Source organism: Gordonia hirsuta DSM 44140 = NBRC 16056, assembly GCF_000333015.1.
GTDB classification, from domain to species: Bacteria; Actinomycetota; Actinomycetes; order Mycobacteriales; family Mycobacteriaceae; genus Gordonia; species Gordonia hirsuta.
Genome location: NZ_BANT01000037.1, coordinates 34,145 through 58,339 on the forward strand (window position 1 = coordinate 34,145; position 24,195 = coordinate 58,339).

A 24,195-nucleotide genomic window follows, 5' to 3' on the forward strand; every position below is an offset into this window, starting at 1 on the left:
CCGCGGGGACACCGGCCCGAATGCTTCCGGTTGCCGGAGAGATCAGCTGGCGTAGGCGCGCAGCTTCTCGGCGCGATCGCCCTCGCGCAACTTGCCCATAACCTCTCGTTCGATCTGCCGGACACGCTCGCGGGAGAGCCCGAAGCTGCGGCCGATCTGGTCGAGGGTGCGCGGCTGCCCGTCCTCCAGACCGAAGCGCAGGGTGATCACCTGGCGTTCACGATCGTCCAGGGTGGCCAGTACCGTGCGGATGTCCGAGTGAAGCAGGTGCGAGATCACGACGGTCTCGGCGGAGACCGCTTCGCTGTCCTCGATGAAATCGCCCAGCGGAGCCTCTTCGTCGTTTCCGACGGGCATATCGAGGCTGACGGTGTCGCGACTGTGGTCCATCAGGTCGGCGATCTTGGCCGCGGGGATGCCGGTCTCGGAGGCCAGTTCCTCGTCGGTGGCCTCGCGCCCGAGCTGCTGATGCAGTTCACGGCGGATGCGGGAGATCTTGTTCACCTGCTCGACCAGGTGGACCGGCAGCCGGATCGTGCGGCTCTGATCGGCCATACCGCGGCTGATGGCCTGACGGATCCACCAGGTCGCGTAGGTGGAGAACTTGAACCCCTTGGCGTAGTCGAACTTCTCCATCGCGCGGATCAGTCCGAGGTTGCCTTCCTGGATCAGATCCAGCAGCGGCATTCCGCGGCCGGTGTAGCGCTTGGCCAGGGAGACCACCAGGCGCAGGTTGGCCTCGAGCAGGTGGGCGCGAGCCTGTTCGCCTTCGCGGACCAGGATGTTCAGATCACGCTTGCGGGCCGGGCCCATCCGCTTGGTGGTATCGAGCAGGTGCCGGGCGTAGAGTCCGACCTCGATGGCTTTGGCCAGATCGACTTCCTGTTCGGCGTTGAGCAGTGCGGTGCGGCCGATCCCGTTGAGGTACACGCGGACCAGGTCCGCCGAGGGCGACTGGGCGTCCAGATCCTGGGCGGTGGGAGCGGGACGGGTGCGGGTTGCGGTGGACATGCGGCCTCCTCGTATCGACGGCGGATCTAGCAAGGCATTCACCAGGTCCAACGCCACAGGGGCCCAGAAGGTTCCCGATCCGGCTGAGAACTCGCTGAGGAAGTGTTCCCGTCGAGGTCAGGGCGGGATCAATCGGCCGGATCGGGCCCGGGAGGTTCGACGATGCTGCCGTCGATCACCTCGTCGGCGGTGCCGAGAGCATCGGCGGTACCCGGAAGCGGGCCGGGCGGGGTACCCGGACGGTTCCCGGCCGACGAGGATGCCTCGGCGGTCAACTCGGCCGGGCCGACGGTGCGGCCGGAACCGAACCGGTAGTACTGGACCTCGCCGCGCCGGCGCGGCGGGCGGTCGTTGGCGATGATCACCGCGACCCACGGCAGCGGGATGGAGAACAAGATGATGCCGATCGCCCACCAGGGGCTGCCGGTCCAGATGTAGACCAGACCGGCGATCACCAGCGCCGGGACCCGGAAGCTCATCATGAACAGATACTTGCGGACACGGGCGCGGTGCTGCTCGTCGAGACTGGTCTCGGCGCGGGTGATCAGGAAGGCATCCTCGTCGCCGCGCGAGTGTTTGCCCTCTGCGCTGTCGGCTCCGCCGCTCGTTCGTCCCATACCTCCACTGTGGCACTTCCCGGCGGCTCGTGCACAGGCGGCCCGGTGCTGCTGCGCGCTTGCCCCCGGGTAGGCCACAATGGAGACATGACGACCAAGACCATCGAACGGCCCGACCTTGACGAGCGCACAGACGTCGACGAGCACACCGGCTCCGACGACGACACACCCAAGGTCTTCCACTACGTCAAGAAGGACAGCATCGCCGAGAGCGCGGTGATGGGAACGCACGTGGTGGCGCTGTGCGGCGAGGTCTTTCCGGTCACCAAGTCGCCCAAGCCCGGTTCGCCGGTCTGCGAGCGCTGCAAGAAGGTCTACGCCAAGCTGAAGAAGTAGGGGTTCAGGGCGCCCGGCCGATGTCGTCGGGCGGCTGGCGCCGGTCCGGCCGGATCGCTCGCCGCCGCAGAGTGTCGGTGATCTCGGTGGTCTGCGTCGTCATCCAGTGGCGGACCACCGGCCCGCTGCTTTCGCGCGGCCAGAGTTCCTGGATGGCGGCATTGAACTCGGCGCCCATCACGATGGCGAAACCGAGGAAGAAGCCGAAGAGCAGGAAGGCGATCGGCGTCGCCAGCGCGCCGTAGGTGTATCCCACGTTCGCCAGGGCCGTCAGATAGGCGCGGAGCAGGTAGGTGGCGAGCCAGAAGGCCACACCGGCCAGGAAGGCGCCGGGAACCAGCCGCAACCACGGCAGCGGATAGGGAAGCGCGAAGCGGTACAGCAGCACCAGGACGCCGATCAGCAGCAGCCCGACGAAGGGGAAGTATCCCCAGTCGATCAGGACGTTGACGTAGCTGCCCCAGTCCTGCGGCACGATCTCGCGCAGGTAGGTCGGTCCCAGTGCCACCAGTGGCAGCACCAGCACCGCGGCGATCAGGAAGAACACGTAGATGATCAGCGCGAAGATCCGCTGCCACACCGGATGGCGGACCTGATGCTGGTCGTGCGCGGTCACGATGGCGGCCACATAGCAGCTCATCGCCGACGAACCCGCCCACAGCGACATGACGAAACTCACCGAGATGATCGCCCCGCGCCCGCGGCTGAGCACGTCGTTGACGGTCGGGGCGATCAGATCGTCCACCACCTGCTCGGTGAAGATGCTGCCGGCGAACGAGATGAACCGGGAACTGATGATCTGCACGGTGTCGGGCCCGAACCAGCCGCCGATGTAACCGAGGCTGCCCAGGACCCCCAGCAGCAGCGGGACCAGCGACAGCGACTGCCAGAACGCCGCCTGCGCGGACCAGCCGATGATGCCGTCGTCCCAGGATTTGACGGTGGTACGCCAGGCGACCTGACCGAATCTGCGGAGCACGCCGGGCCGGGCGGCGGCGGGACCGCCGTCACCCGGCGGCGGTGGTGTGCGGCCGTCGATGCTGATGAATACCAGCATGGCCGATCCCGGCCCGGACGTTCGGTTCGGGGCGCTTGCGGCGTGGCGGACCCTGCTGCCCGACGGGCTAGAATCGACTCCGCTATGACAGAACCGGGGAGCTCCACCACGATGGCCGAGGACACCGCAGCGACGACGTCGCAAGGGGGCCGGCGGCAGCCGGTGGCGACCGGGCCGCTGCGTGCCTGGCAGCGCCGTGCGCTGACCAAGTATCTGACCGCCCGGCCCAAGGACTTCCTGGCCGTGGCCACTCCTGGTGCGGGTAAGACGACCTTCGGCCTGCGGGTGGCAGCCGAACTGCTGTCGGACCGGACAGTGGAACGCATCACCGTGGTCGCACCCACCGAACACCTCAAACATCAGTGGGCGCAGGCGGCCGCCCGTGTGGGGATCGCGCTGGATCCGAACTTCTCCAATGCGGCCGGCTCGACCAGCTCCGACTACGACGGCGTGGTGCTGACCTATGCGCAGGTCGCGGCCCACCCCTACCGTCACCGCGAGCGCACGGTGCGGCGGCGCACGCTGGTCATCCTGGACGAGATCCATCACGGCGGTGACGCCAAGTCGTGGGGTGAGGGCATCCGGGAGGCCTTCGACGACGCCGAGCGCCGCCTGGCCCTGACCGGTACGCCCTTCCGCTCCGATGACTCGCCGATCCCGTTCGTCACCTACGAACCCGAACCCGGCGGCGGCGCCCGGTCCAAACCGGACCACGCCTACGGGTACGCCGACGCCCTGCGCGACGGGGTCGTGCGACCGGTGGTGTTCCTGGCCTACTCCGGGCAGGCGGCCTGGCGCACCAGCGCCGGCGAGGAGTTCACCGCCCGCCTGGGAGAACCGTTGTCGGCGGCGCAGACCGCCCGGGCCTGGCGCACCGCCCTGGATGCGCACGGCGACTGGATTCCGGCGGTCCTGGGCGCCGCCCACCGTCGCCTGCAGAAGCTGCGGGACTCCGGTGTCCCCGATGCCGGCGGTCTGGTGATCGCCACCGATCAGGACTCGGCGCGCGACTACGCCGAACTGCTGCATTCGATCACCGGCACCCGGCCGACGCTGGTGCTCTCGGACGAAGCCGGATCCTCGGCCCGGATCGAGCGGTTCGCGGCGTCGGACGACGAATGGATGGTGGCCGTCCGGATGGTCTCCGAAGGCGTTGACGTGCCGCGGCTGGCCGTCGGTGTCTATGCCACCAACGCCTCGACCCCGCTGTATTTCGCCCAGGCGATCGGCCGGTTCGTCCGGTCGCGGCGGCCGGGGGAGACCGCGAGCGTCTTTCTGCCGTCGGTGCCGGTACTGCTGCAGCTGGCCAGCGAGCTGGAGGCGCAGCGTGATCACGTGCTGGGCAAACCGCACCGCGAAGAGTCCGGACTCGACGACGCTGCCCTGATCGAGGCCAACAAGACCGAGGACGAGCCGGGCGACGACGAACCGGCCTTCCAGTCACTGCATGCCAGCGCCGAACTCGACCAGGTGATCTACGACGGTGCCTCCTTCGGAACGGCCACCATGCCGGGTTCGGACGAGGAATCGGACTATCTGGGGTTGCCGGGCCTCCTCGATGCCGATCAGGTCCGGACGCTGCTGCAGCAGCGTCAGGCCCAGCAGATCGCCAAACCGGCGCCGGCCCGCCCGCGGGATGCGACCGAGGCTGCCGCCGCACCCAACGCCGCTGAGCGTCGCACGGGGGAGAACCTGCACGCGCTGCGCAAGGAACTGAACACCCTGGTCGCCTTGCGGCACAACCGCACCGGGCGGCCGCACGGGCAGATTCACAACGAGTTGCGCGAACGCGTCGGTGGCCCGCCGACGGCGATGGCCACCGCCGATCAACTGCGCGAACGGATCGCCGAACTGCGCACCTGGCGGTAACGCCGCCCGATGCGCGACGCCCGGGTGGTCAGCGTGGTCGCTGGCCGCCCGGGCGTCGTCGTTCGTCTGAAGGGGCTACTCGCTGATCAGCGCGCCCAGTTCGGCGAGGCGAGCCTCGTGGCCGTTGTAGTGATGCCGGCAGAACAGCAGTTCACCGCCGGCGGTGAGGGTGGCGCGCACCTTCGCCGCCGCACCGCAGCGATCGCAGCGGTCGGCATTGGTCAACGGGTTCGGGACGATTGTGGTCGTGGCGTTGTCGGTCATGGAATCCACCTGCCCTTTCGGTCATTGGCCTTCGGCGAGGGCACCCGAACGGGAACTCTCACCTCTACTGTGTCAGACGTTGGCGGGGCCGGGTTTGTTCCCCGGCCATATCGGGTGTGTCGCAACGCACTCGTCAGACGGGATCGGCCTGCACCATCAGCAACGCCAGATCGGCGTACGAGCGCGCCAGCGCTTCGGGGGCGGGGGAGCCGGGCGCGGAGTACCAGCGGGCGATGTCGATGTTCATGGACAGGATCGCCAGGTTCACCGTCTGCACATCGGCGGTGTGGAAGTCCCCGGCGGCCACCCCGTCCTCGATGACCGTGCGGACCCGCCGGGTGATCTCCCTGCGCAGTTCACGGATCTGCGCGAAGTGTTCGGGAGACAGCGACGCCAACTCGTAGTTCACGATCCGGGCGGTGGTGTGATCGAGCGCGTGATGCAGAGCGAAGGCGTAGATCAGCCGGTGCAGCCGTGCCGCCGATCCGAGGGCCGGGTCGTCGTTGGCGTTGATTTCGGCGAGCGTCTTCTGATGCCCGGCCAGCGACAGTTCGTAGAGCAGGTGCTCCTTGGAGGGGTAGTGAACGTAGACCGCGGCCGGGCTCATGCCGGCGGCGGTGGCCAGATCACGGGTTGTGGTGCCGTGGAAGCCGCGTTCAGCGAAGGCCTCCACCGCCGCGTTGAGCAGCCGCGTCCGCGTCTGCTGTGCCTTGGACGCGATTTCAGTCACGTTCTCCATCTCTCCTCCCCGGCGCCGCCCACCTGGTGAGGTGAAGGTAGGCCGGTTCCAGGTTCGGTCCGGCCTGCGGCGGGTATTGACGTATCAACCTCTTCCCGGCAGAGTAGAGCACAGATTACTAAGCGAACGCTTGATCGGTCGGATCGGGCAGGAGACAGAGGTATGGAAACGATGAGTGCATTCGATCCGGCTGGGTCGGTCGCGGTGGTGACGGGAGCCGGTAACGGCATCGGCGCGGCTCTGGCCGAAGCTCTGGGCTCACGCGGCGCCAAGGTCGTGGTGGCAGACCTGGACGCCGCCGGTGTCGAACGCACGGTGGCTGCCGTCGAAACCGCCGGTGGTACCGCGGTCGGGGTGGCCGGAGACGCCGCCTCCGAGAGCGGGATCGAGTCGCTGATCGCCGGCGCCACCGAGGCCTTCGGCCCCATCGACGCCTGGTTCGCCAATGCGGGCATCGATCGCGGCCGCGGACTGCAGGCCTCCGAAGCCGATTGGGAGTCGTCCTTCCAGGTGAATGTCATGGCCCATGTCCGCGCCGCCCGCGCCCTGGTGCCGGGCTGGCTGGAATCCGGCGGCGGACGTTTCGTGGTGACCGCTTCGGCAGCGGGCCTGCTGACCATGCTCGGCGCACCGGCCTATTCGGTGACCAAACACGGTGCGGTCGCCTTCGCCGAATGGCTCTCGGCGACCTACCGTCACCGCGGCATCGTCGTGCAGGCCGTGTGTCCGCAGGGCGTGCAGACCCGGATGCTCGACGACTCGGGGCCGTTGCAGGAGATCCTCAGCCACGATTCGGCGCTGACGGCCGAACAGGTGGCCGCCGATGTCCTGGCCGCTCTGGACGGCGACGACTTCCTGATTCTTCCGCATCCGGAGGTGGCCGAGTACTACACTGCCCGCGCCGGTTCCACGGACCGCTGGATCGGCGGCATGAACCGGATCCAGCAGCGGCTCGACGAGCACTGATCCGACCTTTCGACACGACCGACACCGACACGAGGAAGCGAACACAGATGAGCGACGACCCCATCCGGACCATCCGCGGAGCGCAGGAGCTCACGGACGCGGTCGGGCAGGTGCTGGGCACCTCCGACTGGAACACCATCACCCAGGAGCAGGTGGATACGTTCGCCGAGGCCACCGGCGATCACCAGTGGATCCACGTCGATCCCGACCGCGCCGCGACCGGCCCGTTCGGGGGCACCATCGCGCACGGCTATCTGACGATGTCGCTGGTGCCGATGCTGCGTAAGCAGGCGTGGGCCATCGAAGGGACGACGATGGGCGTGAACTACGGTGCCAACAAGCTCCGGTTCCCCGCGCCGGTACCGGTGGGATCGCGGCTGCGGGCCACCTTCGAGCTGCTCGAGGTGACCGAGGGCCGGGCCGGCTACCAGGTGGTCGAGCGCGTCACCGCCGAGGTCGACGGCGGCGAGAAGCCGGTGATGATCGCCGAAACCGTCACGGTTCTGGTGTTCTGATGAGCTCGGCAGAGGCTGCGGGTGCCGCGCTTCCCGGACTGGACCTGGTGGCGCTGACGCCCTGGTTCGCCGAGCACGTCGGCGACGTGGGCGACGGCATCACCGCCGAGCACATCACCGGCGGCAAATCGAACCTCACCTATCGCCTGCGGGCCGACGGCCGCGAGTACATCCTCCGGCGCCCTCCGGTGGGCACCCTGCTGGCCACCGCGCACGATATGGGCCGTGAGCATCGCATGATGGCGGCACTGGCCGAGACGGCGGTGCCGGTTCCGGTGATGTACGCCTTCTGCGACGATGAATCGGTGCTGGGTGCACCGTTCTATGTGATGGAGGCGGTCGAGGGTACGCCGTACCGGCGCGCCAGTGAGCTGACGGCCCGGGGAACCGAACGCACCCGGCAGATCTCGGAGCGGCTGGTCGACACGCTGGCGACCCTGCACGCGGTCGACCCGGCAGAGGTCGGACTGGCAGATTTCGGCCGCCCGCAGGGCTACCTGCAACGGCAGGTCGGCCGCTGGCGCAAACAGTTCGATGCCAGCCACACCCGCGAGCTCCCGGACATGCTCACGCTCTACGCGGCGCTGGCCGAGCGCGCAGCGCAGGTCGAGGTCCGCTCGGGCAGTCCGGCCGGCATCGTTCACGGCGACTTCCGCCTGGACAATGTGCTCTTCGATAACAACGACCAGCCGACGGCCGTGCTGGACTGGGAGCTGTCGACCATCGGCGATTCCCTGACCGATCTGGCCCTGATGGGGGTCTACGACACCATGGGCAAGCTGATGCCCGGGGCGGTCAGTGACGTCTCGGCAGCACCCGGGTACCTGTCCGACGAGGAGGTCGTCGCCCGGTACGCGTCGACCTCGACGCGCGACCTGTCCGATTTCAGCTTCTACACTGCACTGTCGTGGTTCAAGCTGGCCGGCATCGTCGAAGGAATCCACTATCGCTACGTCAACAAGCAAACGGTCGGTGAGGGCTTCGCCGGTATCGGTGACGGGGTGTTCCCCCTGCTCTCCGCCGGCCTGGCAGCACTCAACGACCACTGATGATCAAGGAGAACCCAGATGGACTTCACATTCGATGAGACCACGGAGAAGTACCGGGCCGAGTTGCTCGACTTCATGGACAAGCACATCTACCCGGCTGAACCGGTCTTCGCCGAGCAGCTGGCGCAACTGGACGACCGCTGGGACTGGGACAGTGTCCCGGTGCTGGCCGAGCTGCGCGCCGAGGCCCGCAAACGCGGCCTGTGGAACCTGTTTCTGCCGGGCGAACACGGTGCGGGCCTGACCAATATCCAGTACGCACCGCTGGCCGAGATCACCGGCCGCAGTCCGCAGCTGGCACCTGCCGCCCTCAACTGTGCCGCACCGGATACCGGCAACATGGAGGTCCTGGCGGCCTTCGCCAACGAAGAACAGCAGGCGGCCTGGCTCACGCCGCTGCTCAACGGCGAGATCCGCTCGGCGTTCGCGATGACCGAACCCGATGTCGCCAGCTCCGATGCCACCAATATCGAGCTGTCCATCGTGCGCGACGGAGACGAGTACGTCATCAACGGCCGCAAGTGGTGGATCACCGGTGCGATGAGCCCCAATGCGAAGATCTTCATCGTCATGGGCAAGACCGACCCGAATGCCGACCGGCATCGTCAGCAGTCGATGATCCTGGTCGAACGGGACACCCCGGGCCTGGAGATCATCCGCGGGATGGACGTCTACGGTTACGACGATCACAGCCACGGCGGTCACGCCGAACTGCAGTTCACCGATGTGCGGGTGCCGGCCGCCAACCTGATCGGTGAGGAGGGCGACGGTTTCGCCATCGCGCAGGGACGTCTGGGACCGGGCCGTATCCACCACTGCATGCGGTCGATCGGCATCGCCGAACGCGCCCTGGAAATGATGTGCGACCGGGTGGAGCAGCGTGTCGCCTTCGGTAAGCCGCTGAGCGAACAGGGGGTGATCCGGGACTGGATCGCCGAATCCCGCGTCAAGATCGAACAGCTGCGGCTGCTCACCTTCAAGGCGGCCTGGCTGATGGACACGGTCGGCAACCGCAAGGCACACACCGAGATCCAGGCGATCAAGATCGCCACCCCGCGCACCGTCGAGTGGATTCTGGACAAGGCCATTCAGGCGCACGGAGCCGGCGGTCTGTCGCAGGACTTCCCGCTCGCCGAGATGATCGCCGGTGTGCGCACGCTGCGCTTCGCCGACGGCCCCGACGAGGTGCACAAGAACGCGCTGGCCCGCCACGAACTGCGCAAGCAGGCCGCGCGCCACGGCTGACGCCGCCACGGCGAAGACGACGATGGGGCTCCCGCGAATCGCGGGAGCCCCATCGTCGTTCGGTCTGATGTCGCGGCGGCAACGATCAGACCGGCGGCGGACCGGATCAGTCCAGATAGTCTCGCAGGACCTGCGAGCGGCTCGGGTGGCGCAGCTTGCTCATGGTCTTGGATTCGATCTGCCGGATGCGTTCGCGGGTGACGCCGTAGACCTGGCCGATCTCATCGAGGGTGCGCGGCTGACCGTCGGTCAGACCGAAACGCAGTCGCACCACACCGGCCTCACGCTCGGACAGGGTGTCCAGGACATCCTGCAACTGGTCCTGCAGCAGGGTGAAGCTGACTGCGTCGACGGCGACCACGGCCTCCGAATCCTCGATGAAGTCGCCCAGCTGGCTGTCGCCCTCATCACCGATGGTCTGGTCCAGGGAGATCGGTTCACGCGCATACTGCTGGATCTCCAGCACCTTCTCCGGCGTGATGTCCATCTCCTTGGCGAGTTCCTCGGGAGTGGGCTCGCGGCCCAGATCCTGCAGCAGCTCCCGCTGGATCCGGCCGAGTTTGTTGATCACCTCGACCATGTGCACGGGAATGCGGATGGTGCGCGCCTGGTCGGCCATGGCGCGGGTGATCGCCTGTCGGATCCACCAGGTCGCATACGTGGAGAACTTGTATCCCTTGGTGTAGTCGAACTTCTCCACTGCGCGAATCAGACCCAGGTTGCCTTCCTGAATCAGGTCCAGGAACGCCATGCCCCGACCGGTGTACCGCTTGGCCAGGGACACCACCAGTCGCAGGTTGGCCTCGAGGAGGTGGTTCTTGGCGCGATTGCCGTCGCGGGAGATCCAGTTCAGATCGCGGCGCTGGGCGACCGACAGCTTCTCGCCGGCCTCCATCACCCGGCGCAGCCGTTCGGTGGCGAACAGACCGGCCTCGATGCGCTTGGCGAGTTCGACCTCCTCTTCGGCGTTGAGCAGGGCGACCTTGCCGATCTGCTTGAGGTAGGCGCGGACCGAGTCCGCCGAAGCGGTCAGCTCGGCGTCCTTGCGTGCCTGACGCAGCGCCTCGGACTCCTCTTCGTCCCAGACGAAGTCGCTGGAAGACTTCTCGTCGCCGCCCTTGGCCGTCTTATCGCCGCCCTTGGCGTCGGCCGCAGGCGTCTCGTCCTCGGCGTCGAGCTCCTCGTCGGCCAGGTCGATCTCGGTGTCTTCCAGGTTCTCGGGAGCGTCTTCGTCCAGACCGTCGGTGATCACACCGTCGTCGGCCGTCGTCGGCGCCGCCTTCTTCGCCGCGGTCTTGCGTGCGGCGGTCTTCTTGGCGGGCGCCTTCTTGGCGGCGGTCTTCTTGGCGGCGGTCTTCTTGGCCGGTGCCTTCTTGGCGGCGGTCTTCTTGGCTGCCGCCTTCTTCGCCGGTGCCTTCTTGGCGGCCGTCTTCTTCGCGGGAGCCGCTGTAGTGGCGTCGTCGTCAGTGACGGCGGCCTGGGCCGCAGCCTTCTTAGCCGGAGCCTTCTTCGCGGCGGCCTTGGTGGCCGGTGCCTTCTTGGCGGCGGTGGCTGCGGGGGTCCTGGTGGTTGCCACGTACGACCTTTCACACACTCATCTGCGGCACGACGGACCGCGACGGCATCGCCGGTGGTCGCCGTGTGCGGCACCGGCTGCGCCGCGCTGGGGCGTCATACCTGGTTAAGGGCGTCGATCCGGCGTTGCGGGCTCGACGTGTTCCATTGTAACGAAACTACCTGCCGCTCGGGTCTGCCGGTGGCCGGTTCGGGCCCGTCGGCAGCTCACAGGCGGGCGTCGGTGACGGCTAGTGCCGCACCCACGATCCCGGCGGTGTTGCGCAGCTGAGCCGGGACGACGGGGACTTCGTTGGTCAGGAACGGGATCCACCGGTCGGACTTTCGGCTGATCCCGCCACCGACGATGAACAGGTCGGGAGTGAAGATCCGTTCGTAGCTGACGAGCACCTTCGACAGTTGCTTCGCCCACTTCTCCAACGACCAGCCCTTGTCGACGCGGACTTTGGCGGCGGCGCGCTTCTCGGCGATCTTGCCGTCGACCTCGATGTGACCGAACTCGGTGTTGGGGACCAGCGTTCCGTTGTAGAGCAGGGCAGAGCCGATTCCGGTGCCCAGGGTCAGCAGGATCACCACGCCCTGGGTCAGCCGGGCCCCGCCGCCGTAGGAGAGTTCGGCCAGACCGGCCGCATCGGCGTCGTTGAGCACCGTCACCGGGCGTCCCCCCAGAGCGGTGCTGAACAGGTCCTGCACATCGACCCCGATCCAGGCCGGATCGATATTGGCGGCGCTGCGGACGATACCGTGTTTGACCACGCCGGGGACAGTGGCGCCGACCGGTCCGGTCCAGCCGAAATGCTCCACGATCTGAGTCACTGTGGCGGCGATGGCCTCCGGGGTGGCCGGCTGCGGGGTGGCGATACGGTGACGTTCGCCGACGAATTCTCCCGTGCGCAGATCCACGATCGCTCCCTTGACGCCGGTCCCGCCGACATCGACGCCGAAGCTCAGACCGGTGCCGGGGCTCGGGGCGCGGTCGGCGCCGAGGTAGCTGATATCGGACATGGCCAGTTCCTTCGCTGCCGGGAGTCGGTGTCTTCGGCAGCTTACGTTGCCGGTCTGCCAGGGCGGGCGCGACGCACTAAGGTCGAAGCCGTGACCGCAGACCAGTCCCGTCCGACCCCCGAACCGCAGGAACTCTCGGCGATCGCCTGCCGGATCGCACAGGAAGCCGCCGATTACGTCCGACGACGACGGGCCGACCTGTTTCCGGTCTCCGGTTTGAGTGCGACCGCCGAGGCAGTCAGTACCAAGTCGACCCGCACCGATCCGGTGACGGTCGCCGACACCGAGACCGAACAGCTCATCCGTCGGCTGCTGGCTCGGCAGCGGCCCGGCGACCCGATTCTGGGGGAGGAGCAGGGCGACGACGGCGGAGCCGGTGGGCACGTGCGCTGGGTGGTCGACCCGATCGACGGCACCGTCAACTTCCTCTACGGAGTTCCGGTCTACGCCGTCTCCATCGCCGCGCAGATCGACGGCGTCTCCGTTGCCGGGGCGGTCGTCGACGTGGCGCGCTCGGTGGCCTACTGGGCCTGGACCGACGGTGGCGCCTGGGCGCAGGGGCCTGCCGATGTCCAGCCGCGCCGGTTGCGGGCCAACCCGGTCGACGATGTCGCACTGGCCCTGGTGGCCACCGGATTCGGCTACTCGGCCGGCCGTCGCCGCGCGCAGGGGCGTTTGATCGCCGAGCTGGCGCCGCAGGTGCGTGATCTGCGTCGCCTCGGGGCGGCCGCACTGGACCTGTGCATGGTGGCCTCCGGGGCCGTCGATGCGCACATCGAACACGGTCTGTCGCCGTGGGACTGGGCGGCCGGCGGTCTGATCGCCGCCGAAGCCGGTGCGACGGTCATCATGCCGCCGACGTCGTCGACGTCGTCGGACGGCTATCCGACGATCGCGGTGGCACCGGGAATCGCCGACGACTTTCTGGCGATCCTCACCACCGCCGGCGCCGACGAGCGGCTGCCCGAGTAGCGGCCGTCAGCAGGGCTGGCGGTGCACCGCTTCGATCAGTGATTTGTCCACCCCGGTCTTCGGATTGCGCGGATCGACCGACCGCAGCGATTCCAGCGCGGCCTGCTGCTCCTGCGTCGAGGGGGCCGAGTGGTAGAACTCGCCCAGCGCCACGTCGACATCGGCGCCGGCCCGGTCGTCGTTGACCAACTGGGCGCAGGGCACGGCCAGCCAGACCGCTGCGGCCGCATTCTGGCCACCGGGACCGAACCGGATCTGTGCGACGCAGTCCAGATCGCGTTCGGTGTAGAGGGTGTCGTCGCCGTAGGCCGGTTCGCCGGGAGTGAAACCCTGGCGCGCCAGATCGTCGGAGACCGAACGGGCCGATCCGCGGGCAGCCGCCGAGTTGAGCACCGTCACCCGGAAGGTCGACTGGGCCGCCGGTGCCACCTCGATCATCTCGCCGGTGCCGACCACTGTCAGCTTGACGTCCTGCTTCGTGGGCATCGCGCAATCGACGGGGTAGCTCTCGGTGCTGCCTCCGGTCAGCGCGAACGCCCACGCGGCGATCGCCGCCACCGCCAGGACCGTGCCGATCACGATCGCGGGGGTGTAGTTGCGCCGCTTGAACGGGCGGCCCTGCGCGTCGGTGGCATAGCCGGTGGCGAACTGGGAGACCATGGCGCCAACTGTAACGTCCAAGGGCCCACAAGCCCGGGATCAACGAGGCCGAGCCGCACCGTTGATCGGCCGTCTACTGTGCCGGCGGACCCCTGTTGACCCGGCGGGGTCGTTCCCCTAGAATACGGGCGCCGCAAGCGTTTTCCGTACGCTTGACGGGTCGGGGGAGACGTGCCACAAGCGGCGTTTTCTCCGTGAACATCGAACGCATAACGACCCAGTAAGGCGCACATAGATGGCAACCGATTACGACGCACCGCGGCGCAGCAACGACGATGATCTGGCGACCGATTCGCTGGAGGAGTTGAAGGCGCGGCGCAACGAGGCGAGCACTGCCGACGTCGACGTCGACGAGACCGAAACCGCCGAATCCTTCGAGCTGCCGGGCGCCGACCTGTCCGGCGAAGAGCTGTCGGTGCGGGTGGTCCCCAAGCAGGACGACGAGTTCACCTGCGCCAGCTGCTTCCTGGTGTACCACCGCAACCGTCTGGGCTCGGAAGAGGGCGGTCGACTGATCTGTGTCGACTGCGCCTGAACCGCTCTGTGGGCTGACCGTTCAGCCCGGTGACGTCCGGCCGATTCCCTGCGGGGAGCGGCCGGACGTTCGTCGTTTCGGGCCATGCGGATCCCGGTCCGTCAGTGCGTCGGTCAGCCGGTTCCGGGGGCGCCTCGCCCGATCGTGTCGCGCCTCGTTTGGGCACGGCGCGCAGACCGGTGGGGCGCGGCGCGCAGAAATGGGCCGCGACACGACGGTGGGGTATGCGTCACAGAGGTCTGCGCCGCGGGTGCCCGGCGGAGATGATTTGCGACACACCGGGATGCACGGACGCTGTGGTCGTCACCGCCGTCGATGCCGACCGGGGCGATGGCGTGTCGTGCAGCGTCAGGCGTCGCCGGCGGCCGGAGCGTTCTGGGCTGCGGCAGCGTCGTCGATGCCCATCGCGGCGAGCACCTTGTCCGGGTGCCGCGAGGACACCAGCCAATAGGGCGTCGGATCGTCGGGATCGTCGATCACCAGCAGCACCATCGGCTTGATCCAGGAGCGATAGATCAAGAACGCGGCCGGGTCGAGCTGGCGGCCCATCGCGGCCCGGCGTGCCGACGGCGGCACCACCGCACCGCGGCCGACCACCGACGCCGGCAGCATCGCCTTGTGTGCGTGCAGGGTCCCCTCCGCATCCACCCGCAGCTGCAATCGGCCCATCGACAGCAGCAGCCAGCCCACCAGCACCGCCAGGATCGGATAGAAGACGATGCTCCAGGACTGCCCGTAGGCGGCCATCTGCGCTTCGTAGCCGAGCAGGGCGACCAGAACCGCCGCCATCAGCCACCACCACCAGGGAACGGTCAACCGTTCGGTGTAGCGGTCGGGGCCCTTGGCGGTAGGAAGATCGGGAGTGCTCACCAGACCAGACTAGCCGTCTGAGGCAGCGCCCGGCCGAGTAGGCTGCGGGGGTGACCCCGACTGCTCCAGACTTCCCTCCGCTGCGCCTGGTGCGCCTCGATCCGGATCTGCCGCTGCCGCAGCGTGCCCACCCCGGGGACGCGGGTATCGACCTGTATTCGACCACCGATCTGGAACTGGCACCGGGACGCCGTCAGGTGGTGGGCACCGGCATTGCACTGGCGCTGCCCTACGGCACCGTCGGACTGGTGCATCCGCGGTCGGGGCTGGCCGCACGTGCCGGACTGTCCATCGTGAACGCGCCCGGCACCATCGATGCCGGCTACCGCGGTGAGGTCAAGGTGTGTCTGATCAACCTGGACCCGGAAGCGCCGATCGTCATCGCCCGCGGTGACCGGATCGCTCAGCTGCTCATCCAGCGAGTCGAGCTGCCCGAGGTCCTGGAAGTAAGCGAACTCGACGATACCGAGCGCGGCACCGGTGGATACGGCTCCAGCGGCGGCCACGCGACTCTTCATCCGTCCCGACCCTGAGCTACGAGGGGAGCTAACTGACATGAGCGAACAGCGGATCGGCGACGGCGCCGGCCCCTACGACATCGATGATCTGACGACCGAACCGGAAGAACTGGCCAACTCGCACCTGGATCTGGGATCTGTCCTGGTCCCGGTCGTCGAGGGCGGTCAGGTCACCGTCGAGATGTCACCCCAGCACGAGCCCGAGGCGGTCTACCTGGTCACTCCGGTCGGCCGCATCGGCGTCCATGCTTTCGCGGCCCCCCGCACCGGCGGCCTCTGGCGCGAGGTGGTGCGTGAATTGGCAGAGTCGCTGAGCGCCGAAGGCGCCTCCATTGCGATGGAGGACGGGCACTGGGGCCGAGAGGTCATCGCCGCGGTCCCCGGCGGACAGCATCGGTTCATCGGGGTCGACGGCCCGCGGTGGATGGTGCGGTGTGTGGCCAGCGGTCCGGAAGAGGACAGCGGTCAACTGGCCCAGCTGGCCCGCGCGGTCCTGGCCGAGACCGTCGTGCGGCGGGGGAAGGCTCCGTTTCCGCCACGGGATCTGCTGCCCCTGGTGTTGCCACCGGTCCTGGCCGATCAGGTCATCGCAGCTCAGCATCAGATGGCGCAGGAGATGGGGGTCGACACCGACGGGGCGCCGCTGGCCTCGCCGCTGGAGCAGGCGCCGGCCGAGAGGTCCGTCGAGAACGGCGGTGCGCCGGTGATTCCGGGTGGGGCGGTGGCCCAAGCGGCGGCCGCGACGGTGTTCACCGACGACGTCGAACCCGAACCGGAGATCGAGTCGGATCTGTCCGGGAACAGGCCCGACGAGGAATCTGCTCCGGGGCCGTCGGAGGGGTCGGCCATGCAGCGGCTGCGCGGCCAGAAGAAGAAGCGCCGCCGCCGCTGATCAGTCCAGGCCGGCGCCGGTCAGCCGCCGCCAGGAATCCAGACAAGCGGTGCCCAGGCGCGCCTCGTCCGGACCCCAGGTGGACAGCGGCAGTTCGGTCAGGGCACCCGCGGGTGCGGCCTGCGCCCAGTCCCGGGCCACCTGGATCGGATGGAGTGGGTCGTCGGGGGCGCCGGCGATGGCCAGCGGCACCTGCAGGCCGGCGATCTCGTCGAGGGTGGGTGCGGGGACGCTCGCGGCCAGCCGCAGCTGCCCGACCAGATCGCGGTCGGCCAGCGCCCGCCACGAGCGGGACAGCTCGCCGGCCAGCCAGGCCGGACTGGTGGCGGCCATCGCCGCGATGGTGGGTTCGAGCCCGTCGTCGTCGATCGCCTGCGCGGTCAGCCGGGCGCTGAGAGCGGCGAGACTATCGCCGACCGGGCCCGACCACGGCGGTAACGCAGCCAGGACGCCCTTGCACGCGCGGGGTCCGCGATCCAGCGCCCAGCGCAGGCCGACGACCGCACCGATCGAGACACCGCCGGTCACGATGGGACCCGTCCGTTCGGCCGCGGCATCGAGGGCGGCCCGGTAATTCTCGATCAGCCCGGCCGTGGGCGCCAGAGCGATCAGCTCGCCGCCCGCGCCGGCGACGGCCGGGCCGAATGAGCGGCGCAGATAGTCGTCGTCCGATCCGGTACCGGCCATCAGTACCACCGTCGCCATGCAATGCCTCCCGGAGAGTTATAGAGTGGCGGACACGGCATCGAATACGCCGCACCGTCTTGTCGTCGGAGGATATGGCATGGCCACAACGGGCTTGCTCAAGCGGCTCGGCCGCATGCTCACCGAGGATCTGGACGTCGCCGAAGACGTTCGGGTCGAACGCGAGTGCCGTGAGCCGGGTACCCAGCGCGCCAAGGACTGCGATCGCGGTGACGAGGCGACCATGACCGGGGAACTGCGTTCGGTTCAAACCGGTTGCAAGGGAAAGACGGGGGTGCTCGCCGAATTCTTCGACGGCACCGACACCGTGCTGCTCAAATGGATCGGCCGCAATCGGATCCCGGGTGTGGAACCGGGCCGGCGGATCACCGTGCACGGCCGGGTCGCCACCGCCGACGGGATGAAGCTGATCTACAACCCGTCGTACGAGCTGCACTCATCGACCGAGTAGTCGGGCCGGTCGCCGACGACCGGGCGACGGACTACGCTACAACAGCAGGATCCCGGCGCTCAGCAGTCCGGCGACCTTCACCAGCTCCAGGGCCACGTAGAACAGGTGGGCGGTGCTGCGCTGGGTCGGGACGTTCGCCGGATCGGCCAGCACGGCATCGGTGCGCCGGGCCAGCGCGGGCCGCACGCCGACCAGTTGGCAGGCCAGCGCGGCGATGGCGACCAGCAGTGCCCAGGTGGCCGCTCGCGGCCAGTCGTCGGCCAGCACCGCCAGGATCACCACAGTTGCGGCGAGCACCGATTCGGCGGCGTTGAGCGCCCGGAACACCAGTCGTCCGATGCCAAGACCCAGCGGGAGTGTGATCCCGGGGGCGGTGAACTTCAGCGGTGCCTCAAGAAACGAGATCGCCAGCACCATGCCGAGCCAGAGGAAGACCAGTGCCACCGAGGCGCCCAACGCCGCGCTCATCAGTTACCGACCTGCTCGAGACGGCCCGCATCCTGGCCGCGGCCGCCGACCCGAACCAGTTCGGGACCGAAGGTCTCGTAGTGGATGCGTTCCTCCGGGAGCTGCTTGTCCAGCAGTGATCCGCGGACGGAGCTGAGGAAGCCGGCCGGTCCGCACAGCAGCGCCACCGTATCGGGATCGACGGTGACGTCGTCGAGCGTCATCAGCCCGACCCGGGCGCCGTCGCCGGCATCGAAGCCGTTCTCGTACCACTGGAGCAAAGTGGCCTCGGGCAGCTGGTCGACCAGTTCGGCGAGCTCACCGCGGTGCGGCTGCTGTGAGCGTGAGCGGTCGGCGTGCAGCACCTGCACCGGCCGCGTATCCCCTGTGTTGACCAGGTGATTGAGTAGCCCGATGACCGGGGTGCAGCCGATACCGGCCGAGGCCAGCAGCAGCGGGCCGTCGCCTTCGGGCAGGGCCAGGTCGCCGAACGGGGTGCTCACCCGCAGGCGATCGCCCTCGAAGGCGCGGTCGTGCAGCCACGACGAGACCTCGCCGTCGCGTTTGACCGAAAAGCGCCAGTGCGGCTCGCCCGGCACACCGGTCAGGCTGTACTGACGGATCTGGTGCGCCCCGTCGTCCAGCGGAGTCTGGATCGAGATGTACTGGCCTGGGGTGAAACCGGGCAGCGGCCCGTCGCTGGAGGCCACCGTGAACGAAACGGCGTCGGGGGCGACCTGCTCGCGGGCGGCGACCACCACCTCGCGCCAGACATCGCCGGGGACCACACCGGCCGCGTCGTACAGTTCGTTCTCCCGGCCGATCAGGACGCGGGCCATCTCCCAGTAGAGCTCGTCCCAGGCGGCGGCGACCTCGGGGGTGACCGCAGCGCCGAGGACCTCCACGATCGCGCCGAACAGATGCTCGTGCACGATCGGGTACTGCTCGGCGATCACGCCGAGGGAGGCGTGCTTATGGGCGACGCGGTCGATGATGAACTTCTGCTGCTCGGGGTCGGGATGCAACTGCAGGCGGGCGAAGGCGGCGATGGAGCCGGCCAGCACCTTGGGCTGGGTGCCGATCTTCTGGTTGGTGCGGTTGAACAGGTCGTCGAGCAGCTGCGGGTGTGCGGTGAACATCCGGTTGTAAAAGTTCGGGGTGATGTCGTCGAGGGCACCCTCGACGGCGGTCAGCGTCGCGGCGAGCACCTGGCGGGTCTGATCGGAGATCATGATCGATTCCTGTTCTCTGCGGAGAGGGTTGAGCTGGGGCCGGATCCGGCCCCAGCGTCCCGCACGGCTGCGGTGCGGGAGATCAAGGGCAGCACGCGGCCGGCACCGGTCCCGGCGTGCTCGGTATCGCCCGACGCAGGCAGCGCCAGATCGCTGACGGTGAGCGCATCGAGGCTGTCGTAGAAAGCGTTCTGCGCGCGGGCCAGCGCACCTCGCAACCGGCACGACGGCAGCAGCGGGCAAGGGGTCGCGGCGTCGCAGTCGACCACCGGATCGTCGCCTTCGAGCTGCCGGACCACCCAGCCCACGCGGGCAGTGCGGCCCAGGGAGGTGATCGACAGGCCGCCGGAGCGGCCGCGACGGGAGTGCACGACGCCGATCTCGGAGAGACGGCTGACCACCTTGGCGGTGTGGGTAGGCGGAACCGACAGCTCGGCGGCCAGATCACGCGCGGTGCGCGTGGTCGTCCCGGAATCGGCGGCCAGGCGCATGAGCACCCGGAGGCCGATGTCGGTGAATCGCGTCAGTTGCACGAACCGATCAGACCATATTCCGAATGCCGGATACCTATTTAGGTGGCCAAGCTCTCACAGGTCGAAAGTCCCTGTGAGACAAGGGATTTCGGGTCCTATCCGGAGGTCAGGGGCTCGCTGCCGCCCGGCATGCGAATCACCTGCGCCAGGTGCCGCTCGGCCTCCTCGGGGGCGATGAAGACGAGCTCGTCGCCGCCCTCGAGGGCATCGTCGGGCTGGGGCACGATGACCCGGCGGCCCCGGATGATGGTCACCAGAGCCACATCGCGGGGCAACTGCAGCCGCCGCACCGCCTTCCCGGCCAGGGGAGTGTCGTCGGGCAGGGTGAGCTCGACCAGGTTGGCCTGGCCCTGGCGGAAGGTCATCAGCCGGACCAGATCGCCGACGCTGACGGCTTCTTCGACCAGGGCCGCCATCAGGCGCGGCGTGGACACAGCCACATCGACCCCCCAGTCCTCGGTGAACAGCCACTCGTTCCGGGGATCGTTGACCCGGGCCACCACCCGGTTGACGGCGAACTCGGTGGTCGCCAGCAGGCTCAGCACCAGATTCGCCTTATCGTCGCCGGTCGCCGCGATCACCACGTCGTAGGTTTGCAGCTGCGCGTTCTCCAGATCGTGCAGCTCGCAAGCATCGGCGTGCACCCACTGCGCCTGGGGCAGTGATTCGGGAAGCAGGTTCGACGCGTTCTTCTCGAAAAGCGTCACCGTGTGGCCGCTGACGACCAGCTCGCGAGCGATGGCCCGGCCCACGGCGCCGGCACCGGCGATGGCGACCTTCATTCTCCGGCTCCTTCGACGGGGGGCAGCTTGGCCGCGGCGCGGGCGGCCTCCAGCTGGGCGGCCAGGACGGCGACGAAGACCTCGTCGCCGTCCTGCAAGGCGGTGCGGGGCTCGGGCAGGACCGGACCGCCGTAGCGCTGCAGGAAGGCCACGCGGGCGCCGGTCTGCTCCTGGAAGTGTGCGCAGCCCAGGCCGTACCACTCCTCATGGACGTCGACCCGGGCGATGACCAATGCGCCGGTGGGGTCCTGCCACAGCGGTGCCTGCGGCGTCTGGCCCAGGGCGCTGATGAACCGCTCGGTGGCCCACGGCACGGTCGCGACCGTCGGTATCCCGAGGCGCTCGTAGACGGCGGCCCGTTTGGCGTCGTAGATCCGGGCGACGACCCGTCGGACTCCGAAGACCTCCCGCGCCACCCGGGCGGAGATGATGTTGGAGTTGTCGCCGGAGGAGACTGCGGCGAAGGCCTCGGCGCTCTCGACTCCGGCCTCGATCAGGACATCACGGTCGAAACCGACACCGCGGACGGTGCGACCGGCGAAGCCCTCGCCGAGGCGACTGAACGCGGTCTGATCCCGATCGATGACGACCACATGGTGTCCGCGACGGTCCATCGCAGTGGCCAGTCCGGCGCCCACGCGTCCGCAACCCATGATGATTACCCGCACCCGATGGACGTTACTCCGCAGCAGGCCTACTGTGGCGGAGTGTCTGGTTTGACCACGGCGACCACCGCCGCGAAACGCCTGCTGCTGGGCAGACCGTTTCGCAGCGATCGGCTGGGTTCGCAACTGCTGCCCAAGCGCATCGCCCTGCCGGTGTTCGCCTCCGATGCGATGAGCTCGGTGGCCTATGCGCCGCAGGAGATCTTCCTGGTCTTGTCGGTGGCCGGAATCAGCGCCTATGCGCTGGCCCCGTGGGTGGGTCTGGCCGTCGCCGTGGTGATGGTGGTGGTCGTCGCCTCCTACCGACAGAACGTGCACGCCTATCCCTCCGGGGGCGGCGACTACGAGGTGGCCACGGTCAATCTGGGCCGCAACGCCGGTCTGACGGTGGCAGCCGCACTGCTGGTGGACTATGTCCTGACCGTGGCGGTCTCGGTGGCCGCCGCGGCCGAGAACATCGGCTCGGCGGTGCCCTTCGTGCACGACCACAAGATGGCATTCTGCCTGATCGGTGTGGCTCTGGTGGCGGCCCTGAATCTGCGCGGGGTCAAGGAGTCCGGTGTGCTGATGGCCGCACCGACCTATGCCTTCATCGCGGGCATGATCGTGATGCTCGTCTGGGGCTTTGTCCAGCTGCTCTTGCTCGACCGGGACCTGGAGGCCTCGTCGGCCCGATACGAGCTGGCCGCGGAGCAGAACCAGCTCACCGCACTGGCGATGGTCTTCCTGGTGGCCCGCTCCTTCGCGTCCGGCTCGGTGGCTCTGACCGGTGTGGAGGCGATCAGCAACGGGGTGCCGGCCTTCCAGAAGCCCAAGTCGCGCAATGCCGCCAGCACGCTGCTGATGCTCGGGCTGCTGTCTGTCGTGTTCCTGATGGGCGTGGTGGTGCTGGCGCAGAAGCTGCACACCAAGTACGTCCTGGACCCGCAGTCGGAGCTGCGCGGACTGCCCGAGGGCTACCAGCAGAAGTCCGTCCTGGCCCAGCTCGCCGAGACGGTCTTCGCCGGTTTTCCGGCCGGCTTCTATGTGATGACGGCGGTCACCGCACTCATTCTGCTGCTGGCCGCCAACACCGCGTTCAACGGCTTTCCCGTACTGGGATCGGTGCTGGCTCAGGACCGGTACCTGCCGCGCCAGATGCATACCCGGGGTGACCGGCTGGCTTTCAGCAACGGCATCGTCTTCCTGGCGCTGGCGGCGATGGCCTTCCTGATCGCCTTCGACGGCGAGGTGACCTCGCTGATCCAGCTGTACATCGTCGGGGTCTTCGTGGCCTTCACCCTCAGTCAGATCGGGATGGTCCGGCACTGGTCACGCCTGCTGGCCGGAGAATCCGATCCCGACGCCCGCCGCCGGATGATCCGCTCACGGATCGTCAACGCCGTCGGCATGATGCTCACCGGCACGGTCCTGGTGGTGGTCCTGGTCGCCAAGTTCACCGCCGGAGCATGGATCGCGGTGGCCGTGATGGTCGCCCTGTTCGCGTTGATGAAGCTGATCCGGCGGCACTACCGCAAGATCGACCAGGAACTGGCGATCGCCACCGAACTCGACGACGGGGTGCTGCCGTCACGGACCCACTCGATCGTGCTGGTGTCGTCGTTGCTGCTGCCGACGGTGCGCGCCCTGCGCTATGCGCGGGCCACCCGACCCGACGTCTTGGAAGCGGTCACCGTCAACGTCGACGACCGCAAGACGCGCACGCTGGTGTCACAGTGGGAGGACAGCGATATCACCATCCCGCTCAAGGTGATCGCCTCACCGTATCGGGACGTCACCCGGCCGGTGATCAACTATGTGCGCCGCATCCGCCGGGATGCCCCGCGCGATGTGGTGATGGTGTTCATCCCCGAATACGTCGTCGGCCACTGGTGGGAGCACATCCTGCACAATCAGTCGGCGCTGCGGCTGAAGACGCGACTGCTCTTCGAACCGGGGGTCATGGTCACCTCGGTACCCTGGCAGCTGGTCTCGTCCGGCCGGATCGCCGAACGGGCCGAGGCCGCCTATATCGCCCCCGGTGACACCCGTCGTGGTTTCACCGGCCGGGACCATGATCGATGACCAGGACGGATCCGTGAACGATCGACTGTACGAGCTGGCGGTCACCGGTTTCGCCAACGGCGGAGCCGGCATCGCTCACGACAGTGACGGGCGGGTGGTCTTCGTCGCCGGGGCGCTCCCCGGGGAACGGGTCCGGGCGCGGATCGTCTCGCGCCGGGCCTCGTTCACCACAGCAGAGACCGTCGACATCCTCGAGCCCTCGCCCGAGCGGATCGCGCCGCTGTGTCCGGCCGCCGCCGCCGGAGCGGGCTGCTGCGATCTGTCTTATGCGGCACCGCCCTATGCCGCCCGGCTGCGGTCGGCGGCCCTGGCCGACGTACTGCAGCGGATCGGGAAGATGGACGGTACACAGGCCCCCGAACCCCCGAACGTGCAGGAACTCGACGATGCACCCACCGGCTGGCGGGTGCGCACCCGGCTGGCAGTCGGGGACGACGGGCGGGTCGGCCTGCGTGCGCGCGGCTCGGCCCGACTGATCAGCCAACCGTGCGCCGGACCGGTGCCGGGCATGCTTGCGGGTCTGGACCGCCTGGATGCGGTACCGGGCAGCGAGCTGGTGGTCGCCGTCGGCACCGACGACATCCGGCACGTCTGCGCCCTGGCGCCGGCGCCACGACGCCC

The 24,195-nt window shown here is 68.4% G+C and carries 28 protein-coding genes; 13 read left to right on the top strand and 15 right to left on the bottom strand.

Annotated elements, in window-relative coordinates:
• Positions 1-42: 42 nt before the first annotated feature.
• Both GOHSU_RS12555 and GOHSU_RS12560 read right to left on the bottom strand, forming a co-directional pair.
• The gene (locus GOHSU_RS12555; RefSeq protein WP_005942267.1) at positions 43-1,011 is read right to left on the bottom strand and encodes a sigma-70 family RNA polymerase sigma factor; all 969 of its coding nucleotides are present in this window, start codon (positions 1,009-1,011) and stop codon (positions 43-45) included.
• A 128-nt stretch (positions 1,012-1,139) separates the two neighbouring features.
• Complete coding sequence (locus GOHSU_RS12560) at positions 1,140-1,628, bottom strand: DUF3099 domain-containing protein (protein ID WP_005942269.1); 489 nt, start codon at positions 1,626-1,628, stop codon at positions 1,140-1,142.
• An 87-nt stretch (positions 1,629-1,715) separates the two neighbouring features.
• Here GOHSU_RS12560 and GOHSU_RS12565 point away from each other — a divergent pair, with 87 nt between their 5' ends.
• Positions 1,716-1,964: a DUF3039 domain-containing protein gene (locus GOHSU_RS12565; protein ID WP_005942272.1), complete on the top strand. Its 249-nt coding sequence runs from the start codon at positions 1,716-1,718 to the stop codon at positions 1,962-1,964.
• A gap of 4 nt (positions 1,965-1,968) precedes the next feature.
• Here GOHSU_RS12565 and GOHSU_RS12570 read toward each other — a convergent pair whose 3' ends face one another.
• Positions 1,969-3,021: a YihY/virulence factor BrkB family protein gene (locus GOHSU_RS12570; protein WP_005942275.1), complete on the bottom strand. Its 1,053-nt coding sequence runs from the start codon at positions 3,019-3,021 to the stop codon at positions 1,969-1,971.
• Positions 3,022-3,132: 111 nt separating this feature from the next.
• On the opposite strand from GOHSU_RS12570, the gene GOHSU_RS12575 reads away from it, so the two are divergent.
• On the top strand, positions 3,133-4,890 hold the full coding sequence (locus GOHSU_RS12575) for a DEAD/DEAH box helicase (RefSeq protein WP_051139476.1): 1,758 nt from the start codon (positions 3,133-3,135) through the stop codon (positions 4,888-4,890).
• 75 nt (positions 4,891-4,965) lie between these two features.
• Here the strand turns inward: GOHSU_RS12575 and GOHSU_RS12580 are convergent, their stop codons facing one another.
• Together GOHSU_RS12580 and GOHSU_RS12585 are read right to left on the bottom strand one after the other, a co-directional pair.
• Entirely contained in the window at positions 4,966-5,154 is a 189-nt protein-coding gene (locus GOHSU_RS12580) for a DUF7455 domain-containing protein (RefSeq protein ID WP_005942282.1), read from the bottom strand.
• A gap of 133 nt (positions 5,155-5,287) precedes the next feature.
• Positions 5,288-5,893 (bottom strand): TetR/AcrR family transcriptional regulator, encoded by a 606-nt coding sequence (locus GOHSU_RS12585; RefSeq protein WP_005942285.1) that lies wholly within the window; start codon positions 5,891-5,893, stop codon positions 5,288-5,290.
• Positions 5,894-6,064: 171 nt separating this feature from the next.
• Between GOHSU_RS12585 and GOHSU_RS12590 the strand changes: the two genes are divergently transcribed.
• From GOHSU_RS12590 to GOHSU_RS12605, 4 genes are read left to right on the top strand one after another with little or no spacing between them, the layout of a single operon-like run.
• On the top strand, positions 6,065-6,859 hold the full coding sequence (locus GOHSU_RS12590) for an SDR family NAD(P)-dependent oxidoreductase (protein WP_024332595.1): 795 nt from the start codon (positions 6,065-6,067) through the stop codon (positions 6,857-6,859).
• A gap of 47 nt (positions 6,860-6,906) precedes the next feature.
• Positions 6,907-7,374, top strand: coding sequence for a MaoC family dehydratase (locus tag GOHSU_RS12595; protein WP_005942290.1), 468 nt, complete (start codon positions 6,907-6,909; stop codon positions 7,372-7,374).
• A complete protein-coding gene (locus GOHSU_RS12600) occupies positions 7,374-8,423 on the top strand; it encodes a phosphotransferase family protein (RefSeq protein WP_005942298.1) in 1,050 nt (349 codons plus the stop codon). The genes GOHSU_RS12595 and GOHSU_RS12600 overlap by 1 nt, the downstream gene beginning before the upstream one ends.
• Before the next feature lie 18 nt (positions 8,424-8,441).
• Positions 8,442-9,668: an acyl-CoA dehydrogenase family protein gene (locus GOHSU_RS12605; protein ID WP_005942301.1), complete on the top strand. Its 1,227-nt coding sequence runs from the start codon at positions 8,442-8,444 to the stop codon at positions 9,666-9,668.
• A gap of 106 nt (positions 9,669-9,774) precedes the next feature.
• Here GOHSU_RS12605 and GOHSU_RS12610 read toward each other — a convergent pair whose 3' ends face one another.
• Together GOHSU_RS12610 and ppgK are read right to left on the bottom strand one after the other, a co-directional pair.
• On the bottom strand, positions 9,775-11,244 hold the full coding sequence (locus tag GOHSU_RS12610; protein ID WP_005942304.1) for an RNA polymerase sigma factor: 1,470 nt from the start codon (positions 11,242-11,244) through the stop codon (positions 9,775-9,777).
• Positions 11,245-11,450: 206 nt separating this feature from the next.
• Positions 11,451-12,248 carry a polyphosphate--glucose phosphotransferase gene (ppgK, locus tag GOHSU_RS12615; protein ID WP_005942307.1) on the bottom strand — a complete coding sequence of 266 codons (798 nt, stop codon included), beginning with the start codon at positions 12,246-12,248 and terminating at the stop codon, positions 11,451-11,453.
• Between the two features lie 90 nt (positions 12,249-12,338).
• On the opposite strand from ppgK, the gene GOHSU_RS12620 reads away from it, so the two are divergent.
• Positions 12,339-13,220 carry an inositol monophosphatase family protein gene (locus tag GOHSU_RS12620; RefSeq protein ID WP_005942309.1) on the top strand — a complete coding sequence of 294 codons (882 nt, stop codon included), beginning with the start codon at positions 12,339-12,341 and terminating at the stop codon, positions 13,218-13,220.
• Positions 13,221-13,226: 6 nt separating this feature from the next.
• On the opposite strand, the gene cei is transcribed toward GOHSU_RS12620, so the two are convergent.
• Entirely contained in the window at positions 13,227-13,880 is a 654-nt protein-coding gene (gene cei, locus GOHSU_RS12625) for an envelope integrity protein Cei (protein ID WP_005942312.1), read from the bottom strand.
• A 235-nt stretch (positions 13,881-14,115) separates the two neighbouring features.
• On the opposite strand from cei, the gene GOHSU_RS12630 reads away from it, so the two are divergent.
• A complete protein-coding gene (locus GOHSU_RS12630; protein ID WP_005942314.1) occupies positions 14,116-14,415 on the top strand; it encodes a DUF4193 domain-containing protein in 300 nt (99 codons plus the stop codon).
• A 348-nt stretch (positions 14,416-14,763) separates the two neighbouring features.
• On the opposite strand, the gene GOHSU_RS12635 is transcribed toward GOHSU_RS12630, so the two are convergent.
• Complete coding sequence (locus GOHSU_RS12635) at positions 14,764-15,285, bottom strand: DUF3093 domain-containing protein (RefSeq protein ID WP_005942316.1); 522 nt, start codon at positions 15,283-15,285, stop codon at positions 14,764-14,766.
• Between the two features lie 50 nt (positions 15,286-15,335).
• Between GOHSU_RS12635 and dut the strand changes: the two genes are divergently transcribed.
• Positions 15,336-15,818 (top strand): dUTP diphosphatase, encoded by a 483-nt coding sequence (gene dut / locus GOHSU_RS12640; protein ID WP_005942318.1) that lies wholly within the window; start codon positions 15,336-15,338, stop codon positions 15,816-15,818.
• A 22-nt stretch (positions 15,819-15,840) separates the two neighbouring features.
• The gene (locus GOHSU_RS12645; protein ID WP_005942320.1) at positions 15,841-16,695 is read left to right on the top strand and encodes a DUF3710 domain-containing protein; all 855 of its coding nucleotides are present in this window, start codon (positions 15,841-15,843) and stop codon (positions 16,693-16,695) included.
• On the opposite strand, the gene GOHSU_RS12650 is transcribed toward GOHSU_RS12645, so the two are convergent.
• A complete protein-coding gene (locus GOHSU_RS12650; protein ID WP_005942322.1) occupies positions 16,696-17,400 on the bottom strand; it encodes an alpha/beta fold hydrolase in 705 nt (234 codons plus the stop codon).
• Positions 17,401-17,479: 79 nt separating this feature from the next.
• Between GOHSU_RS12650 and GOHSU_RS12655 the strand changes: the two genes are divergently transcribed.
• Entirely contained in the window at positions 17,480-17,851 is a 372-nt protein-coding gene (locus GOHSU_RS12655) for an OB-fold nucleic acid binding domain-containing protein (RefSeq protein ID WP_005942324.1), read from the top strand.
• Positions 17,852-17,887: 36 nt separating this feature from the next.
• Here GOHSU_RS12655 and GOHSU_RS12660 read toward each other — a convergent pair whose 3' ends face one another.
• From GOHSU_RS12660 to GOHSU_RS12680, 5 genes are all read right to left on the bottom strand, one after another.
• Positions 17,888-18,319 (bottom strand): hypothetical protein, encoded by a 432-nt coding sequence (locus GOHSU_RS12660; protein ID WP_005942326.1) that lies wholly within the window; start codon positions 18,317-18,319, stop codon positions 17,888-17,890.
• Positions 18,319-19,530, bottom strand: coding sequence for a globin domain-containing protein (locus GOHSU_RS12665; RefSeq protein ID WP_005942328.1), 1,212 nt, complete (start codon positions 19,528-19,530; stop codon positions 18,319-18,321). Before GOHSU_RS12665 ends, GOHSU_RS12660 begins: the two co-directional genes overlap by 1 nt.
• Positions 19,527-20,063, bottom strand: coding sequence for an RrF2 family transcriptional regulator (locus tag GOHSU_RS12670; RefSeq protein WP_005942330.1), 537 nt, complete (start codon positions 20,061-20,063; stop codon positions 19,527-19,529). The genes GOHSU_RS12665 and GOHSU_RS12670 overlap by 4 nt, the downstream gene beginning before the upstream one ends.
• Positions 20,064-20,158: 95 nt before the next feature.
• A complete protein-coding gene (locus GOHSU_RS12675; RefSeq protein ID WP_005942332.1) occupies positions 20,159-20,845 on the bottom strand; it encodes a potassium channel family protein in 687 nt (228 codons plus the stop codon).
• Entirely contained in the window at positions 20,842-21,513 is a 672-nt protein-coding gene (locus tag GOHSU_RS12680) for a potassium channel family protein (RefSeq protein WP_005942335.1), read from the bottom strand. The genes GOHSU_RS12675 and GOHSU_RS12680 overlap by 4 nt, the downstream gene beginning before the upstream one ends.
• Positions 21,514-21,552: 39 nt before the next feature.
• On the opposite strand from GOHSU_RS12680, the gene GOHSU_RS12685 reads away from it, so the two are divergent.
• Together GOHSU_RS12685 and GOHSU_RS12690 are read left to right on the top strand one after the other, a co-directional pair.
• On the top strand, positions 21,553-23,574 hold the full coding sequence (locus GOHSU_RS12685) for an APC family permease (RefSeq protein WP_024332597.1): 2,022 nt from the start codon (positions 21,553-21,555) through the stop codon (positions 23,572-23,574).
• Between the two features lie 13 nt (positions 23,575-23,587).
• On the top strand, positions 23,588-24,195 hold a 608-nt coding region (locus tag GOHSU_RS12690), incomplete at its 3' end, for a TRAM domain-containing protein (protein ID WP_005942340.1).